This window comes from Marinobacter sp. LV10R510-11A, assembly GCF_900215155.1.
In the GTDB taxonomy this organism is placed as follows: domain Bacteria; phylum Pseudomonadota; class Gammaproteobacteria; order Pseudomonadales; family Oleiphilaceae; genus Marinobacter.
The window spans coordinates 981260-998465 of the sequence record NZ_LT907980.1 but is presented as its reverse complement, the minus strand read 5'-3'; the positions used below and the strand labels follow the sequence as shown (position 1 = coordinate 998465).

16 protein-coding genes are annotated in these 17206 nt (G+C 52.7%); 10 read left to right on the top strand and 6 right to left on the bottom strand.

Translation table 11 applies throughout. The annotated features are described in order from the left end of the window. Nucleotides 1-555, bottom strand: coding sequence for a DUF4442 domain-containing protein (locus CPH80_RS04745; protein WP_096275845.1), 555 nt, complete (start codon nucleotides 553-555; stop codon nucleotides 1-3). 288 nt (nucleotides 556-843) lie between these two features. Here CPH80_RS04745 and CPH80_RS04740 point away from each other — a divergent pair, with 288 nt between their 5' ends. Continuing rightward, complete coding sequence (locus CPH80_RS04740; RefSeq protein WP_143752963.1) at nucleotides 844-1743, top strand: transporter substrate-binding domain-containing protein; 900 nt, start codon at nucleotides 844-846, stop codon at nucleotides 1741-1743. Nucleotide 1744: 1 nt separating this feature from the next. Here CPH80_RS04740 and CPH80_RS04735 read toward each other — a convergent pair whose 3' ends face one another. Continuing rightward, nucleotides 1745-3631 carry a methyl-accepting chemotaxis protein gene (locus CPH80_RS04735; RefSeq protein WP_096275844.1) on the bottom strand — a complete coding sequence of 629 codons (1887 nt, stop codon included), beginning with the start codon at nucleotides 3629-3631 and terminating at the stop codon, nucleotides 1745-1747. A 115-nt stretch (nucleotides 3632-3746) separates the two neighbouring features. On the opposite strand from CPH80_RS04735, the gene CPH80_RS04730 reads away from it, so the two are divergent. The 4 genes from CPH80_RS04730 to selD all read left to right on the top strand — a co-directional run bounded on the left by CPH80_RS04730 (nucleotide 3747) and on the right by selD (nucleotide 8765). After that, nucleotides 3747-5267 carry a bifunctional GNAT family N-acetyltransferase/carbon-nitrogen hydrolase family protein gene (locus CPH80_RS04730; protein ID WP_096275843.1) on the top strand — a complete coding sequence of 507 codons (1521 nt, stop codon included), beginning with the start codon at nucleotides 3747-3749 and terminating at the stop codon, nucleotides 5265-5267. A 140-nt stretch (nucleotides 5268-5407) separates the two neighbouring features. Continuing rightward, on the top strand, nucleotides 5408-5806 hold the full coding sequence (locus CPH80_RS04725) for a hypothetical protein (protein ID WP_096275842.1): 399 nt from the start codon (nucleotides 5408-5410) through the stop codon (nucleotides 5804-5806). 41 nt (nucleotides 5807-5847) lie between these two features. After that, nucleotides 5848-6489 carry a helix-hairpin-helix domain-containing protein gene (locus CPH80_RS04720; RefSeq protein WP_096275841.1) on the top strand — a complete coding sequence of 214 codons (642 nt, stop codon included), beginning with the start codon at nucleotides 5848-5850 and terminating at the stop codon, nucleotides 6487-6489. Continuing rightward, nucleotides 6489-8765, top strand: coding sequence for a selenide, water dikinase SelD (gene selD / locus CPH80_RS04715; RefSeq protein WP_096275840.1), 2277 nt, complete (start codon nucleotides 6489-6491; stop codon nucleotides 8763-8765). The genes CPH80_RS04720 and selD overlap by 1 nt, the downstream gene beginning before the upstream one ends. Nucleotides 8766-8768: 3 nt before the next feature. Here the strand turns inward: selD and senB are convergent, their stop codons facing one another. Then, a complete protein-coding gene (gene senB, locus CPH80_RS04710; protein WP_096275839.1) occupies nucleotides 8769-9743 on the bottom strand; it encodes a selenoneine biosynthesis selenosugar synthase SenB in 975 nt (324 codons plus the stop codon). 229 nt (nucleotides 9744-9972) lie between these two features. On the opposite strand from senB, the gene CPH80_RS04705 reads away from it, so the two are divergent. Genes CPH80_RS04705 through CPH80_RS04695 form a run of 3 tightly spaced genes read left to right on the top strand, consistent with a single transcriptional unit; the run spans nucleotide 9973 to nucleotide 13000 of the window. Beyond that, on the top strand, nucleotides 9973-10866 hold the full coding sequence (locus CPH80_RS04705) for a putative selenate ABC transporter substrate-binding protein (protein ID WP_197703607.1): 894 nt from the start codon (nucleotides 9973-9975) through the stop codon (nucleotides 10864-10866). Continuing rightward, complete coding sequence (locus tag CPH80_RS04700; protein ID WP_096275838.1) at nucleotides 10866-11516, top strand: phosphonate ABC transporter ATP-binding protein; 651 nt, start codon at nucleotides 10866-10868, stop codon at nucleotides 11514-11516. Before CPH80_RS04705 ends, CPH80_RS04700 begins: the two co-directional genes overlap by 1 nt. Before the next feature lie 17 nt (nucleotides 11517-11533). Continuing rightward, nucleotides 11534-13000 (top strand): PhnE/PtxC family ABC transporter permease, encoded by a 1467-nt coding sequence (locus CPH80_RS04695; protein WP_096275837.1) that lies wholly within the window; start codon nucleotides 11534-11536, stop codon nucleotides 12998-13000. A gap of 44 nt (nucleotides 13001-13044) precedes the next feature. Here the strand turns inward: CPH80_RS04695 and cls are convergent, their stop codons facing one another. Then, on the bottom strand, nucleotides 13045-14475 hold the full coding sequence (gene cls / locus CPH80_RS04690) for a cardiolipin synthase (protein ID WP_096275836.1): 1431 nt from the start codon (nucleotides 14473-14475) through the stop codon (nucleotides 13045-13047). A 178-nt stretch (nucleotides 14476-14653) separates the two neighbouring features. Here cls and CPH80_RS04685 point away from each other — a divergent pair, with 178 nt between their 5' ends. Continuing rightward, nucleotides 14654-15244, top strand: coding sequence for a hypothetical protein (locus tag CPH80_RS04685; protein ID WP_096275835.1), 591 nt, complete (start codon nucleotides 14654-14656; stop codon nucleotides 15242-15244). 7 nt (nucleotides 15245-15251) lie between these two features. Here the strand turns inward: CPH80_RS04685 and CPH80_RS04680 are convergent, their stop codons facing one another. Both CPH80_RS04680 and CPH80_RS04675 read right to left on the bottom strand, forming a co-directional pair. Further along, a complete protein-coding gene (locus tag CPH80_RS04680; protein ID WP_096275834.1) occupies nucleotides 15252-15554 on the bottom strand; it encodes a hypothetical protein in 303 nt (100 codons plus the stop codon). A gap of 91 nt (nucleotides 15555-15645) precedes the next feature. After that, nucleotides 15646-16119, bottom strand: a complete 474-nt coding sequence (locus tag CPH80_RS04675) for a hypothetical protein (RefSeq protein WP_096281405.1) — start codon at nucleotides 16117-16119, stop codon at nucleotides 15646-15648. Nucleotides 16120-16277: 158 nt separating this feature from the next. Here CPH80_RS04675 and CPH80_RS04670 point away from each other — a divergent pair, with 158 nt between their 5' ends. Next, the gene (locus CPH80_RS04670; RefSeq protein ID WP_096275833.1) at nucleotides 16278-17198 is read left to right on the top strand and encodes an ABC transporter ATP-binding protein; all 921 of its coding nucleotides are present in this window, start codon (nucleotides 16278-16280) and stop codon (nucleotides 17196-17198) included. Nucleotides 17199-17206: the final 8 nt, after the last annotated feature.

Sequence of the window (17206 nt, the reverse complement as noted above, 5' to 3'; positions counted from 1 at the left end):
TTATGCGGCTGGCTTGAAGCCTTTCTTACGAACCCGATACTGCGCGATGGAGGTGGCAACGTGGTTGCCCTCCATGTCTCGCAGCTGCCCTTCTAACGCGAACTTCGCACGGCCCGTGGCATCGGCATCCTTGAGAATCCCCGCGACGTCTTCTGGTGACAACGAAAACTCTACGGTGACATCCGAATTGGCCGGCAGTAGGAACTGAAGGGTCATTTCCTTCAGGATCGGTGTGTAGGCTGGGCCAAGATCAAACAGCGCTAGCACCCCACCAGGAATTTCCGCCACAAGAAAATAAGCTCCCGCATACAGGCTGCCAAAGTGGTTCTTGTTCCCTTTGAGTTTGATGCGTGCACGCACGTATCCCGGGCGAACTTCTTCAACACTGAACCGGTTACGGGGCGCAAACGGAATAGAAAGGCCGATAATGCGGTTTACGGCTGCATAGCCTCCCGTTTTCTTCAACCATTCTAGGGGTTGGGCCAGGGTCGCTTTGGGGTTAGTTGTGGAAACCCATTGCCCAGTTGCGCCGATAATACTGTCGATTAACGCCATTATTCAGCTCCTACCTAAGTGTTGCTTGAGCCGGATCATTACAATGCCCCGGACACATCGCAACACTCTTTTACAATATTTTTGAAGGGTTCGCCGTTCCCTCGCCTGTTTCTGATCTAAAGTGTGGGTGCCTTAAATAGATTGTTAGCGCTATGTGGCCGGTTCTTTGGTTGCAGAATCGGGTTGCAGGACCGGGTTGCAGGAACGGATTCGGAAAAGACTCCCAAAAGGATTCAGACATTGCGATATGCCCACTGTTCTTTACCTTATGGCCGTGAACGCGGCGGTATGCTTGCAAATACTGCGCTCTGTCTAGGGCTCCTTTTTGCCTCGCTTTGGGGTGGCGCGGCTCAAGCAAACACGAACGGCAGCGTTAAGGACTATGTACTCTGGTACCGCAACTACGACAGCCCTGCAATCTACGCCTTGGTCAATCTCGCGCTGAATAAAACACCCGAATACGGGGAGTTCCGAATCCTCCGCAGCAGTGAGTTGAGCCAGGGGCGAGCGCTACTTGAGTTGGCGCAAGGTGACCATCGCTTGTTGGATATCGCGAATGTTGCAACGACATCAAACCGAGAGCTTTTTCTGATGCCCATCCCGATTCCCGTGGATGGTGGGTTGCTTGGCTTTCGCGTGTGCGTTGTAACGCCAAAGAGCCTCCCTGAGTTCAAAGGCATACATTCTCTGGCAGACCTTCGGGACAAGGGTATAAGCATTGGCCAGGGAACCCACTGGCCAGATACCTCGATTCTTCGGGAAAACGGCATTCCGGTTATAACCCACACGCGCTATGAAATCCTGTTTGGAATGTTAAGGAAAGATCGTTTTGACTGTTTTGCCCGGGGAGTCAGTGAGGTTTTGAATGATCTGGAGATTGAGAACGACCCAAATTTGGTTATAGAACCAGGGCTGCTGTTGGCCTACCCCATGCCGTCATATCTTTTTGTGGCGCGTGATGACCAGCCAACGGCTCACCGGTTAGAACTGGGCATGGAGAGAGCCATCCGGGATGGCAGCTTTGGAGAATTCCTGAAGCAATATTACGGTGCTGCTATTGAGGCGCTTGATCTAGATAAGCGCACGATGATCATTCTGACCAACCCGTTCCTAAGTGAGGAGTCGGAAAACATCGGGCGTCACACGCTGGATAACCTGCGCCGGCGCCTCGAATTGCTTAACCGCTGAATCAAACCCGAAAGCGGGAAACGTTGCCGTCGAGCGTCTGGCCAATCCGCTCGATATGGCCACTATAGACATCGTTTTCACTTGCGGCCGCTGCCGCTTCTTGGCCCTGATCCGCAATGCGAGTAATCGAAGCGTTCAGCTCTTCGGTTACGGACGTTTGCTCTTCCGAAGCCGTCGCAATTTGTGATGTCATTTGGCTTATTGAAGTGATGGCATCGGCGATTCTGTTCAGAGAATCCATGGCATCCTGAGCCTTCTCCATACTCACGTTAGAGACAGCCGTTGAAGCCTTCATAACCTCTACCGCATCGTTAGCGCCCTTTTGCAACCGCACGATCATGTTATTGATCTCTTCGGTGCTGGCTTGGGTGCGTTGAGCAAGGTTTCTTACCTCATCTGCAACCACCGCAAAACCGCGCCCGGCGTCTCCCGCACGTGCTGCCTCAATCGCCGCATTCAATGCCAATAAGTTCGTCTGTTCAGCAATGCCCTGGATAACCTCCAGTACAGACGTTATAGATGTAACGTCCCTGCCCAGCGCATCAATAACGTCTGCTGCGGCACTGACTTCACGAGACAGTTTTTGTACAGCATCCCGAGAAGCAGATACGGTTTCCAGCGAAGCCCGGCTGTCGTCATCGGCAGTGTTGGCGGCATCGGCTGTCTGCTGTGCGTTTTGAGCAATCTCTCCGGCAGCTGCGGACATTTCATTAATTGCTGCCGCAACCATATCCACTTCAGCCTGCTGGTTATCAACGCTGCTCCGGCTGGTCTTTGCGGTCTCTCTTAGGGAGGTTACGTTAGTGGCCAGTTCGGTACTCCCCTGCTGTACTTCCTTAACCACCTCGTGGATTTTCTCCACAAACAAGTTAAAGCTGGCGGCCAGCTGGCCAAACTCATCACGGGCGCTGTCGTCGAGGCGCTGGGTGAGATCCGCATCGTTTGAGCCAATATCAGCCATTGCTGCGTTCAGCCTACGAACCGGGCTCATCAGGGCGCGGATGCCGAAGTGAAGAACAACCAAGGAAACCAGAAGGCCGATCACAGCCATGATCACGCCAGTCAAGATGGCGCTGCGTACTGGGCCGTGTATTTTATCTTCGTTCACGAAAGTACCTAGGTACCAGTCCACACCCCGGGCTTGGCTGATGTTGTGAAAGCTGGCACTCCAAGGGACATCGTCCTGCTGGTAGCTATGTTCGCCCCCGTTCAGCTTCGGGGCTTCGCCGAGCAATGAATGGATGTTCTGCCCAATCAAGCTCTTTTGCGGGTGATAAAGCACAGTGCCTTTGTCACTAATAAGCGCTGCATAGCCGGTGCCAGCTAGATTAATCACAGACAGCATGTCATCGATGGTTTTCAGGGTGATATCAGCCCCTGCGACACCTAGGTATGAGCCACGCTTAATAGGTGCGAGAGTAGAAATGACGATCTTGCCGGTGCTGGCATCAAGGTAAGGCTCGGTAAAAGATGAGCGGCCGAGATCCATGGCCTTCTTGTACCAGGGGCGGCTGCGAGGGTCGTAATCCGATGGCAGGGAGGCTTCGTCGGCTTCTGTTTTCATGAGCATGTCGCCATTGTCGCGGCCGACATACACATCTTTAAAGCTACCGCCGGTCGAAATTGCCTGCAATAGTGTGCGCGCCTGCTCTTCGTCGGTGGTTGTTGTCAGTGCTTTGGCGGTGGCCTCGGTCATCATCAAGCGCGTATTGAGCCAATCGGCAATACTGGCCGTATTCTGTTCCGCAGTATTTTCAATCAACGCATCCACATACGTTTCTGTTGTGTTCTGCAAGCGCAGGTTGCCGGAAATGGTAAAGGCAGCCATCACCAGAATGAGCAGAACGCTGAAAGCGACCAACAGTTTTTTACCGAATGTAAGATGCACGACGAACCCCCGATTGTGATTTAATTGGTTTTCGGCTGCTTGTGCGAACTCTTTAATGCCTTCTGATAAACTTGAACGTATAAATTCATCTCACCGCCAAACAGGAGTCCGTTGAATGGCACATGAAGAACTGCATCTCAATCTACGCAACCTAACGCTTGATGATTACGAGCAGCTTCAAGTACTCATGGATCGCGTTTATGACGACATTGGCGGCGCCTGGCCGAGGGATACCATCAAGGCATTGGTTGAACAGTTCCCCGATGGACAGATCTGCATTGAGGATAAAGGCCAACTGGTTGCGGTAGCCCTCACCGTATCGGTCAAATATGAGCGGTTTAGTAACCCCCACACCTATGACGATCTAATTAAACGGAACGAACAAATTCGGCACAATCTAAAAGGTGACTCCCTCTATGGGTTGGATGTATTTATTCATCCCGATTATCGAGGCTACCGGCTTGGACGACGTTTGTATGAGGCCCGCAAGGAACTCTGTCGCTCGTTAAACCTGCGAGCCATCCTCGCGGGTGGTCGTATACCCGGCTACTTCAAGTATTCAGACCAGTATTCACCTGCCGAGTACATTGACCGGGTTGACCGCAGAGATATTTACGATCCGATTCTGAGCTTTCAACTCTCGAACGACTTTCAGGTCACCCGGCTGATGCACAAATACCTCCCGGAGGATGAAAAATCCCAGGGGTACGCAACTTTGCTGGAATGGCGGAATATTCTTTACACCCCGCCCTCCTCAGTCCTGAATGAAAAGAAAACCCAAGTTCGTATGGGCGCTGTTCAGTGGCAAATGCGTGAGTTTTCCTCCGTCGAAGAGGTGCTTGAACAAGTCGAGTATTTCGTTGACGCACTGTCTGATTACAAGAGCGATTTCGCCCTCTTTCCCGAGTTTTTCAACGCGCCGTTGATGGGCCTCACCGATCAGGTGGATCAAACTCGCGCCATTCGCTTCCTTGCCGGGTTTACCCAGCAATTCCGGGATCGCATGTCTGACATGGCCGTTAGCTACAATATCAACATCATAACCGGCTCCATGCCTCTACTTGAGAACGACCGAGTCTACAATGTGTCTTACCTGTGCCATCGCGATGGCCGTGTGGACGAACAGCGTAAGATCCACATTACGCCCCACGAGCGCCGTGACTGGGTGGTAGAAGGCGGCAACAAATTTGAAGTCTTTGAAACAGATGCGGGACGCGTCGCAATTCTTATCTGCTACGACATCGAATTTCCCGAACTGGGGCGGATTGCGGCCAGTAAAGGTGTGGATATCATTTGTGTGCCCTTCTGGACCGACACCAAAAACAGTTATTTGCGGGTTCGTCACTGTGCCCAAGCACGTGCCATTGAAAACGAATGCTACGTGGTGATCACCGGCAGCGTAGGGAACTTACCGAAAGTAGAAAACCTCGACATACAATACGCTCAATCATCAGCGTTCTCACCGTCTGACTTTTCGTTCCCCCACGATGCCGTGCTGGCAGAAACAACGCCTAACACAGAGATGATCATGTTCTCGGATATGGATCTGGAAAAACTCACGTTGGTTCGCAACGAAGGCTCCGTAACCAACCTAAAAGACCGTCGAATTGATATGTACCAAATTATCACTACATAGACATTGAAGAGCTGCCTCAAAAAGTTACCGTATGGCACTGATGGCGTTGCGGAACTTTTAATCAGCGTCTATTGTTTAACCAATAGCTCAATGAGTAGCTTAATCAATATCAAGCCAGCCCAAGCAGAGACTTTGTATTCATGAAGGAAGCGTTACCCGATCTTGTAGCCCGTTTCAAAGTTCGGCAGGGCCTGTTCCGTAAGGAGCGGGTTCATGCCGAAATTTTTGAGCTGGACTCCTACGGTTGCGTTATGAAAACGGACAAAATGTTCAATCCTGGCGATACCATCGTTCTGGATCTGATCATGGATATGCCGTTCGATAAAATTCGTGCCGAGAACCTGACTGGGCTGGTCACCGAACGTAGAAAGCACTGTAGCAACTTCTTCTACTCCATTGATTTTGCAGATCTTAAATCTGATGGCGATACAGATTTAGAAGAAAAACTACGCCGTATCAGAGAAGTACTTTCCAAAAAGCAGTCGCTAAAATCCCGTCGTTCCTCAGGTTCCATGCCGGGTTTCCGGCAGATTGCCTGATCACTATTTTCCGTTCTATTTGCCTGCAAGGAGACAATTCCATGGCGAAAAAACCTAACTCGAACGTTGATAAGATCGTAAAAAAGGTCAACAAGGAATTTGAGAAAACGTCATCTCAGATCGAAAGCCTGATCAATGATGCGATGAAACAATTTGATACCTTGCAACACCAGGTTCAAGACCCGGTTCGCAAGCTTCTGAAAGAAATCGATGAGCTCCGCGAGCGTGAAATGAAACGCTTTACCGACGAGTTTGAGCGCCGCTTGGATGAGTTCCACGAACTGCAATCCAGCATACTTGAACGCTTGGGTGTAGCCTCTAGGGAAGACATTCGTAAAGCGGAAAAGGAAAGCAAAAAAGAACTCAAAAAATCGCCTGCACCTGCTGCAAGTAAATCTGCCAAGAAGCCTGCCGCAAAAAAAGCAGCACCCAAGAAAGCAGCTGCCAAAAAGCCTGCAACAAAGAAAGTACCTGCTGCTAAGGCAAAAAATGCCGTCGACAGAAGTGATCTTACTTCAGTGAAAGGCATAGGGCCGGCTACGGCTAAAAAGATGAAGGATGCAGGGATTGCTTCCATCGATCAGATTGCCAACCCGTCGGCAGAAGATCAGGAAAAACTGAATGCTTTCTCTAACATCAAGGGATTTGACCAACTCACAGCCGAAGCTAAGAAAATTAACTGATGCGAACGCCTGACCAGCCTGTTTTACGGGACATTGTTCTGATCGGCGGCGGGCACAGCCACGTTGGGGTACTCAAACGGTTTGCAATGAAACCGGTGCCCGGCGTGCGTCTGACCCTCATCTGCCGCGATACACACACACCCTACTCCGGAATGCTGCCAGGCTATGTGGCAGGACATTACAGCTACGATGATGTGCACATCGACCTGAGCCGCCTGGCGGAGTTTGCCGGCGCGCGCTTTTACCGTGCTGAAGCCACAGGCATTGATCGCGACAACAAGCGCGTGACCTGCAAAGGCCGGCCGGATGTGCCCTACGACATACTGTCGATCAATATCGGTTCATCTCCCAGAGTAAATGACGTTGAAGGTGCCGCACAATTTGCGGTGCCGGTAAAGCCAATTACGGGTTTCAATAACCGGTGGCTTGCCCTGCTCTCACGTATTGAGAATCACGAAGGGCCACTCACCGTGGGCGTTGTAGGCGCTGGTGCGGGCGGTGTAGAGCTTACGCTGGCTATGCAGTATCGCCTTAAAAACGAGCTGGAGCAGCGTGGCCGGGATTCCGACCAGCTGCACTTCCACTTGTTTGATGCTGCCGATGAAATTCTTCCCACTCACAACGCCAAGGTGCGGGAAGTTTTCCAGAAAACGCTTTCTGAGCGCGGGGTAAAACTTCATCTTGGCTCGCCGGTAGAAAAAGTCGGTGAAGGGCTGTTGCGCACGGCTTCTGGAGACACGCTGCAAGCGGACGAAGTTCTTTGGGTAACCAGAGCGGGTGGCCCAGCCTGGCTGGAGGAAACCGGCCTGGCGTTGGATGACGGGCTGTTCCTGCGGGTGCGGGACACGCTGCAGGTTGAAAACGACGACAGTATTTTTGCTGCGGGCGATATTGCCAACGTAACCAATCACCCCCGGGAAAAAGCCGGTGTGTTTGCGGTGCGCCAAGGGCCACCTTTGGCGGATAACCTCAAGCGCATGGCTTTAGGCAAAGCGCCGAAAGATTTCCACCCCCAGAAAAAATGGCTGGCGTTGATCAGTACTGGTGATAAATACGCTGTCGCCTCTCGCGGCGATGTGCAGTTTGATGGCGCCATAGTTTGGCGCTGGAAGGACTGGATCGACCGCCGGTTTATGGATAGATTCACCGACCTACCGCCCATGGACGATGGGGCTGCCCTACCCGATACAGCGGCAGCACAGAATCCAGAGGAAGCGTCTCAGGCCATTTCTGCCGTTGCCATGCGCTGCGGTGGCTGTGGCGCCAAGGTGGGCAGTACCGTGCTTTCACGAGCCTTGGGAGAACTAAGGCCCATTGAACGGGACGACATTCTTATCGGCCTGCACGCGCCCGATGACGCTGCTGTTTTGCGGGTGCCACCCGGAAAGGCTGTGGTGCATACCGTCGACTTCTTTCGGGCGTTTATTGATGACCCCTATACGTTTGGCCGAGTTGCGGCTAACCACAGCCTAGGCGATGTTTTCGCCATGGGCGCTGAAGCACAAAGTGCGACCGCTGTGGCTACGATTCCTTACGGTATCGAATCCAAAGTGGAAGACGTGCTTTACCAGATGATGTCTGGTGCAGTAGACGTGCTAAATGAAGCTGGTTGCGCGCTGGTGGGTGGCCATACGGGCGAAGGCAAAGAGCTTGCGTTAGGTTTTGCGGTTAATGGCCTGATCGATCCTGATCAAGTGATGAGCAAAGGTGGCCTGCGGGCCGGCGATGTACTTATCCTCACTAAGCCGATCGGTACCGGAACGCTGTTTGCCGCGCACGCGCGCTTGGCTGCCAAAGGCCGCTGGATTGATTCCGCTCTGGCCTCCATGGTTCAGTCGAACAAGGCGGCGGCGGACTGCCTGCGGCGCTTTGAATCCAAAGCCTGTACAGATGTAACCGGGTTTGGGTTGCTGGGCCACTTGGTTGAGATGACGCGGCCCTCCGGTGTGGATGCCGAGTTGGATCTCTCTGCGATTCCCATTCTACCGGGTGCGGAAGAAACTGCAGCGGCGGGCATTCTAAGCTCATTGCAGCCGGCCAATATACGTCTTCGCCGTGGTATTCGAGATCAGGAAAAGTGGGTGAAGCACCCGCGCTACGCTCTGATCTTTGATCCACAAACTGCAGGTGGCTTACTGGCTAGCGTGTCTGCAGACAAAGCGGAAGAGTGTGTACGGGAGCTCAAAGTTCTTGGTTACCCGCACACCGCTATCATCGGGCGGGTAACACCCCAAGATGAAAGCGGGCCTATTGAGCCTATTACGTTAAGAGAGTGAGTGTTAAGAGTTAGTCCTGGAGCGGCGCTGCACCGCGAGTGCAAGCGCCTGCTCTAGGGATTCCTGCTCTTTTTCCGGTGTAAACCGGCTGGCCAGTTGGCCGACCTGCTCTCGCAATTGCTCCAGAAATCCCGCATCACTTTCTGCACGCTCAAGCACATTCGCGAGTGCTTGGGTGTCACCTACCGGATAGTAACCGGCGTAATCCTCACCAAGCAGTCCAGTATTCCCCGAAATGTCCGAAGCAATAACAGGCAGGCCGGCACGGCAAGCTTCTGAGACTGCGTTTGCCCCACCTTCCATCACAGAACTCATTACCATTAATTGGCTGTTTGCCATCAACTTAGCGATATCGGTTTTCTCTAACTCCCCGAGCCATCTGAATCGAGGATTCTCCTTTAACTCGTGCTTCGCGAGGCTTTCCCAATGATCATTGTGTGCCATGCCTGCGCAGGAGATGCGAATGCGGGAGTCGGCGGGTAACAGTCTGGCCGCGAAGGCTGCTCGAAGTGAGTCTTTTTCCTCCCGCAGGTGGCCAATCACGCAGACATCAAAATAAGGCGACTTAGAGGCCGATTTACGGGCAACCCCAGCAGACTGAAAAAGCGTAACCACCTTGTCCCCAAAACTCTCCGGAATGTCGTCGCTAACGTTTGCGTGCAAGCCTATCAGTACATCGGCCGCCTGCAGGGAACACAGTGTTTGCTCCGGGTATTCGTACTGGTGCCGGTAGATATCCGTGCCCGTTAACGCCACGATCAAAGGCTTGCCAGGCCAGGTTTTCTTGAAGAAGCTTACAGCCTCATGGCTGCGCCAGGCATGAAGAGCAACGAAGAGATCACAAGGCTCACCGTGATACGCTGTAACAACAGTTACCGCATGCCCCGCTTGTCCTAGAAGCGTTTGCCAGCGCTCTGCGGTTGCTCTGTTGCCAGCTTTTGAGCCCGGACTTGCCGGCGTGATCATGATGATATTCATAGAGCTCTTCGGTATAAGAAGCCGGTTTCAGGGCCCGGATTGAATTTTGATAAGCTTGCGTGGAATTTTATGAGAATAGTGCCCTTATACTTGACCTATTTAAACCCGTAATCCGTATAGCTGTTCAGGGTTAAAGGGAATCAGAGTATCCTTCACCCCGCAGACGCCACTGGTGAAACTGCTGTGGCATTTTTGCGTTATCAATCAGACAACCGATTAAGGAGTTCAAATGGCTTTGAATATTATACGGAAATTGATGCTTTCTAGTTTTCTATGTTTCACCGCCACCGCCACCGCCACCGCCACCGCGGCAACGGCTGAGACTTTTGTGTTCACGGCAATCCCAGATGAAGACGAAACCAAACTGGTTGAACGTTTTCGCGGTGTAGCGGATTACCTCTCTGAGCAACTGGATGTTGATGTTCGCTATATCCCGGTGAAGTCCTACGCGGCTGCCATTTCAGCGTTCCGTAACAACCAGGTTCAGCTGGCATGGTTCGGTGGTCTTTCCGGCGTACAGGCGCGCAGGCTGGTATCTGGCTCAGAAGCTGTTGCACAGGGTGTAGAGGACCAAGCGTTCCACACCTATTTTATCGCCAACACCAACGCAAACATTGAGCCTGCCGATGAATTGTCAGAACTGAAAGATCAGCTACAAGGTAAAACCTTTACCTTCGGCTCCAAAGGTTCAACGTCTGGCCGCCTCATGCCTGAATTTTATGTGCGCGACACATTTGATTCAAAGCCGGAAGATTTTTTCTCCCGCGTTGGCTTCAGTGGCAACCACACGCGCACTCTGCGTTTGGTAGAGTCTGGTACCTACGATGTAGGCGCGCTTAACTTCCAGGTTTGGGAGAAAGAGCTGGCTGATGGAAACATTGATACAGATGCGGTTCAGGTAATCTGGAAAACACCTGCCTACCCTGATTATCAGTGGACGATTCGTGGTGATGTGGACGAGCGTTTTGGTGAGGGTTTCAAGCAGCGCGTTACCGAAGCTCTGCTGAATCTCGACAACCCGGAACTTCTTGAAAGCTTTCCTCGTTCAGGCTTTATTCCTGCCTCCAACGACGACTACGAGCCAATTCGTAAAACAGCCAAAGAGATCGGAATCCTAGATTGATGTCAGGCTTCGACCTAACCGGCCTAACGGCTTCATTCAGCGGTAAGCGGGTCATTGGCCCGCTGTCGCTGCAGGTTAATCCGGGCGACAAAATCGCGCTTGTGGGTAAAAGCGGCGCGGGGAAATCCACCCTGATCCGCCTGATTCACGAACGGATTAATCGGGATTCTTCCCTGATTCCTCAGGATCTGGGATTGGTGAATGCTCTTTCGGTGTTCCATAACGTATTTATGGGGCAGCTGGACAAGCACTCCACTTGGTACAATACGGTAACGCTCGCTCGCCCGTTCGCAAAAGATCGGGATGAGGTGCTCACTCTGCTGCAATCGCTGGGTATGACTGAAAAACTCTGGACACCCGCAGCCTCGCTTTCTGGTGGGCAGCGTCAGCGTGTTGCTATTGCGCGTGCACTGTACCGCAACGCACCGGTTCTGCTGGCCGATGAGCCGGTTTCCGCTCTCGATGGCCCCATGGCGAACTCGGTAATGACACATCTGCGAGACCGCTTCACAACCAGCATTATTGCGTTGCACGATGTGGATCTAGCCCTGAAGTACTGCACCAGAATCGTTGGCATACAGCAGGGCCAGATTGCCTTGGATCAGCCCAGCGAAAATCTCGCAGCTTCAGACATTATGTCTCTTTACTAGGTAACGCGGCCCGTTCCATGTTCTCTTCCCCAACGGTTCGTACCAGCCTTATTTTCCTTGCCATTGCTTTGGTCGGGTTACTATTTGCTGATCTCGCCATTACCGCATCCAATCCTTGGCAGGATCTGGGTAACTTCTTCCTAGGGATCGTGACCCCCAATTTTTTCAGTAGCGAAGGGCTGATGACCGCGTTGTTGAGAACGGTCGCCTTTGCGTTTGTCGGGGTTGCGCTTGGCAGCATCTCTGGATTCTTGCTTGCACTGGTTTATCAGTCTTTACCTGTGCGGATGTTCTGTGCCTTTATCCGCGCTATTCATGAGCTTTTTTGGGCGCTGATTTTTCTGCAGTTCTTCGGGTTTCATCCACTCACCGGTGTACTGGCCATCGCCATTCCCTATGCAGGGATCTTCGCCAAAGTGTATTCAGAAATTCTCGAAGAGGCCGATCCTGAGCCCGGTCGAGTTCTGCCCCCTGGCACCGGAAACATCACCGCGTTTCTTTACGCCCGCATCCCAGACTGCTGGGTGAAAATGCGCACCTATACCGCTTATCGGCTGGAATGCGGCTTACGCTCTAGCGCAATTCTTGGCTTTGTTGGCCTGCCTACACTTGGTTTTTATCTTGAAGCCTCGTTTTCACAAGGGCTGTATTCCGACGCCGGCGCAATGCTGATTCTGTTTTACGTTCTGATTGCCACCATGCCGCTTTGGGTACGGCCAAAGCTTTTGCCGGTATATGTGCTCGGCGCACCCTTCTTTCTTGGCGAGGGCCTGCCGATTGTATGGGGTAACGTGCAGCGCTTTTTCACCGAAGACATAGTGCCGGCACCGTTGCGTAACGGGGAAGGTTTAGCGGGGCTTACGCCTTGGCTGAGTGATCTAATGATCAACGAGGCCATGCCGGGCATCTGGAATACCATTGTGCTTACCCAGATTGCATTGGTGGCTACGGGGATTCTCTCGTTGCTGGCATTTCCGCTGATCTCCAACCATTTTGGTGGGCCCATACGGCGCAGCGCCGGCCACGTGGTTCTGGTGATCGCACGGTCCACGCCAGAGTACATTCTGGCGTATATTCTGCTGCAACTCTGGGGACCTTCAATGCTGCCTGCGGTTGTTGCCTTAGCGCTGCACAACGGCGGCATTATCGGACACCTGATTGGCCGTCAAACCAATTCCCTCAAGCTCCGTGCGGACGCACCAACCGGGTTTGACCGATATAGCTGGGAGCTGGTACCCCGAGTGTATCGCTCATTTCTGGCGTTTCTGTTCTATCGCTGGGAAATCATCATGCGGGAAACGGCTATTCTGGGAATTCTGGGCATCTACACGCTTGGGTTCTATGTAGACAGCGCCATTCAAAACATACGGTTCGACCGTGCCATGGTGCTGATACTGATAACCGCCCTGCTCAACATTGGGGTTGACACTCTTGGGCGGTATATTCGCCGCAAGCTCGCCCTGCAAACCATGCCGACTTGCTAGAACCTGCTTTCAGGGGTCGACCTTTAATACCTGCCACCATCTGCCTATAAAACGGGACCAATAGTTGCGATAACGTTGTGCCATATCCGGCTGTGATAGTGCCAAGCAAGAACAGTGGGCAAATCGACCACTTCAGAGCGGCTGATGTAACTCTGCTGGCGTTTCTCAACTGCCTGAGTCGTGGTTTCGTCTTGCAGTAAAATGTTGTTTTCGTAGTTCAGGTCAAAACTGCGTAAATCGAGATTTGATGAGCCAATCAGGCTGATCTTGCCGTCTATGGTGAGGGTTTTAGCATGAAGAAGCCCTCCCTTGAACTCGTGAATGATACAACCCGCATCTAGCAGCCTATGGTAATAGCTGCGGCTGGCCGCCGCCACAATCCAGCTATCATTTACTTTGGGAAAAATCAGCGAAACGAAAACGCCTCTGTGGGCTGCTGCGCACAGGGCTTCCAGAACCGTTGCATCTGGAACAAAGTAAGGTGTGGACAGTGTCAGCTCGCTCTGAGCGCAGGCAATCAGGTTGGCAAACAGCTGCGGCGTGGCGCCGTGGCGCTCGGTTGGCCCAACACCCATCACCTGCGCAGGGAAGCCGTCTTCGACGGGCTGTGAAGATAACGCGATGCGATCCAGAGATTGGTTAGTGGCCTGCATCCAATCGCTGGCAAACAGCAACTGGTTCTGAACCACAACCGGCCCGGTAAACCGAAGCATAATATCCACCCAGGGGGCGTACTTGGCTTTAACCAGAAACTCAGGATCGGCGGAATTACGGCTACCGCAATAGGTAATGCGTGAATCAATCACAGTGATCTTACGGTGGTTCCGAAGATCAAGCCGGCTGGTCAGAATGGTGTGGATGGGATGTTTCAGCGACAGCGCCACAGCAAGGCGAACCCCCGCCTCTTCCATGCTCTGCCAAAGTGCAGAATTAATCATCGCGCGAGACCCCAGCCCATCTGCCATGGCGCGGCAGGTAATCCCTCTGTGTGCTGCGCGTATGAGCGCCTCGGCGATGGCATGGCCGGTGTTGTCATCAAGCCAGATGTAATACAACACATGAACGTGATCCATGGCAGCATCAATGTCTGCGACCATTCGGGTAAGCGTTTCGTCGCCATCACTCATCAACTCGGCGGTGTTTCCTGCTGATGGATGGAAACCGTTAATCGAGCCCGCGTAGCGAAATGCTGGCCGATATGCAGGTTCAATCAGCTTATCGGTACTCGCGGCCTCGCCCATAAACCAGGAGGCTTTGGCTCGTATTTCCTCGAATACCTCTCTGTGTCGCTTGCTTGCTCGATTACCAATATCTGTTTCGCCGAATAGGAAATAAATGCCACTGCCAAAGTAAGGCAGAAGATTGAGCACAACAAACCAAGCCAATCGGCCGGGAGGCGACAGGTCATCACGGAGCAGGATCCGGATGGTGAAGGTAAGAACCAGAAGGGTGTGGAGTACCAAAATAACAGTCATCAGGCTCACTTTAAGGATACTAAACTCATTGTTCTTTCATTAACCTCTGCGACCTTTGTCACAATTCCTATAACCCGGCCGGTTTTAAAGACGTTAATGCCAGAGAGTTAGCGGCAACTGCAGGATACAATCCGTTACACTCCTGACACGCTCTGCAATACTTAAGGTAGCACGACTCATGATCTATGGACTTGTTGCACTCACCCAAGCCGGCCTGCTTGTGTTGCTTGTGGCCTTGGTGTGGCGAATGCTGGTGCTGGCGCGCTCAGAACCTTTGCTCACGCGCCCCGAACCTCTGGTAGCCGGCGCTGGACATCAATCAGTACAGGTAGCACGCACGGAAAAACCAGTGTTACGGCAACAGAAGCGTCAAACCTCCACGGATCGTACAGAGTTGCTTACCCACCTGCACATCCTTGCAGGGCTTCAGGAGCGGGATTGCCGGATAAGCGGGCTGGAACTCAGCCAAGCGCCCGAGGCGGTTCGTGCATACGCTGCTGTTTGGTTGTATGGCGCAGGCTGCGCATTGTGCGGGCAATCAGAGCGGCACAGTGATGCACTCGCGGGCCTAGTAGCGCAGATCGCTAACCGGAAAACCGGAATCCGGCAGGCTGAAGCGGTACAGGCCATAGCAACACTGACATCGTGTGGGGTATTGCTTGCATGCTTTCGCGCCGGGCTGGAAGGCGCGGAATACTGGCAGGGCCATCAGTACGTTCAGCCTGAAAACAGCCTTTACGCAGCGATTACCGCAAACGCACTGATCTGACTTTTCCTCAATTCTTGCTGCGTTGCTCCAGTGCCCAGTCTGTTCCCAGCTGAACAGTCTCCGCCTGATCCGGTTTGCCTGCTGGCACTCCCGCAACGGCCGGGCGGGTATACGCGCCCTCCTCCGTAGAAGCCATAGACTCCACATCAACAGAGAGAACCAGATAGGTTGCTCCGCCTGAAACGACCTTGGCTCGATGAGTGAGACCGAAAACAAAACGGCAGTAATCCAGCTTCAACTGCATCAGACTCTGTTCTGCTTTGCGGATCTTCCGTAGCAGTACTTTCTGTACACCTTCTCCGTATTCCATCACGTTTTCTCTGAAGTTAGCCCAGTTTTTGCACGAAGTTACACTTTTCTGAGATTTTGTCAGCCGGCATATCGATTGAAATAGAGTCTCTTTAACGACTCGAGTGATCCCGGGCCTGAAATACCAGCTTCAGGGGAACCGTTTCTGAAAGTGGCTGTTGTCCTTTTTGCAGATCAACGCGCCAAGCCATCTCCGAGCCCGTAATACACAGAGGCGCTGTAAAGTGTGCTGAATATTGGCCATCCTCTTCCTTGCGCAGTGGTACCGGGTACTCACCCATATACATGGATTCGCCGCGCAATACTGCCAAAAATCGCTCCGGTGCCGTCGGTGCTTGAACCGTTAACTGGTATTCTATGCCCTGCTCCTCGCCGCCCATAACGTGTAGGTCGACTTGCCAGAGCCCGGCCTCTGTTTCCCACTCACAAGGCCCTGCCAGCAGATCACAGGCCGGCTGATTCGTCTCTGGCGCATCGTTGCCAGAGGTTTGCAGCCAGCGGGAACCGAACACTGCCGCTGAAATTAAGCCCAAAAGGAAACCCACAACAACAATCGCTCGTAACATACTCAAACCTAGATAAAACCTGTTTTGAAAACCGTGTTGAGACCCAAGAGGCATTATGGACACTATCCACCTTGACGCAAAGATTTCTAAACCGGCGCCAGACATGAGAAAATGCTGCGCTTTCATCTCTGACCCACTTTCAGGAACAGGACACGCCCGTGCAGCCGGAAATTTCCGTTAAAAACCTCAACAAGGTTTATGAGGGCGGTTTTCATGCCCTAAAAAACATCAATTTGGAAATCAACCGCGGCGAGATTTTTGCCCTGCTCGGCCCAAACGGGGCGGGCAAAACCACGATGATCAGCATCATTTGCGGCATTGCCAACATGTCATCCGGCGAAGTGACTGCCGGAGGCCACGACATCGTCAAGGATTATCGCAAAGCCCGCGAATCCATTGGCTTGGTGCCGCAGGAACTCAGCACCGATTCGTTTGAAACCGTATGGAAAGCTGTATCCTTCAGCCGCGGTTTGTTCGGAAAAGCGCCCAACCCTGCCCACATTGAAAAGGTTTTGAGGGATCTGTCGCTATGGGACAAGCGCAATAGTCGCATCATGACCCTCTCTGGCGGCATGAAGCGCCGGCTGATGATTGCCAAGGCACTCTCTCACGAGCCACGGATACTGTTTTTGGATGAGCCCACGGCAGGCGTAGACGTAGAGTTGCGCAGAGACATGTGGGAGATGGTTCGTAAACTCCGGGAAGACGAAGTAACCATCATCCTAACGACCCATTACATCGAAGAAGCCGAAGAAATGGCGGATCGCATTGGGATTATCCGCCAGGGCGAGATCATTTTGGTGGAAAACAAGAGCCAGTTAATGAGTAAGCTCGGCAAAAAGGAGCTCCGCCTGCAACTGCAGAACAAGCTCGACAAGATACCTGGCGAGCTAACGCTGGAACCGGTGGAGCTTTCAGAAGATGGCTACGAGTTGATATACACCTTCGATTCCCAGCAGGAACAGGCCGGCGTGGCGCGGTTACTGCAAACCCTCGGAGACATAGGGATTGATTACCGCGACCTGCGCACCCGGGAGAGCTCCCTGGAAGAGATTTTTGTCGGCCTGGTGCACGAATAAGCCCACGG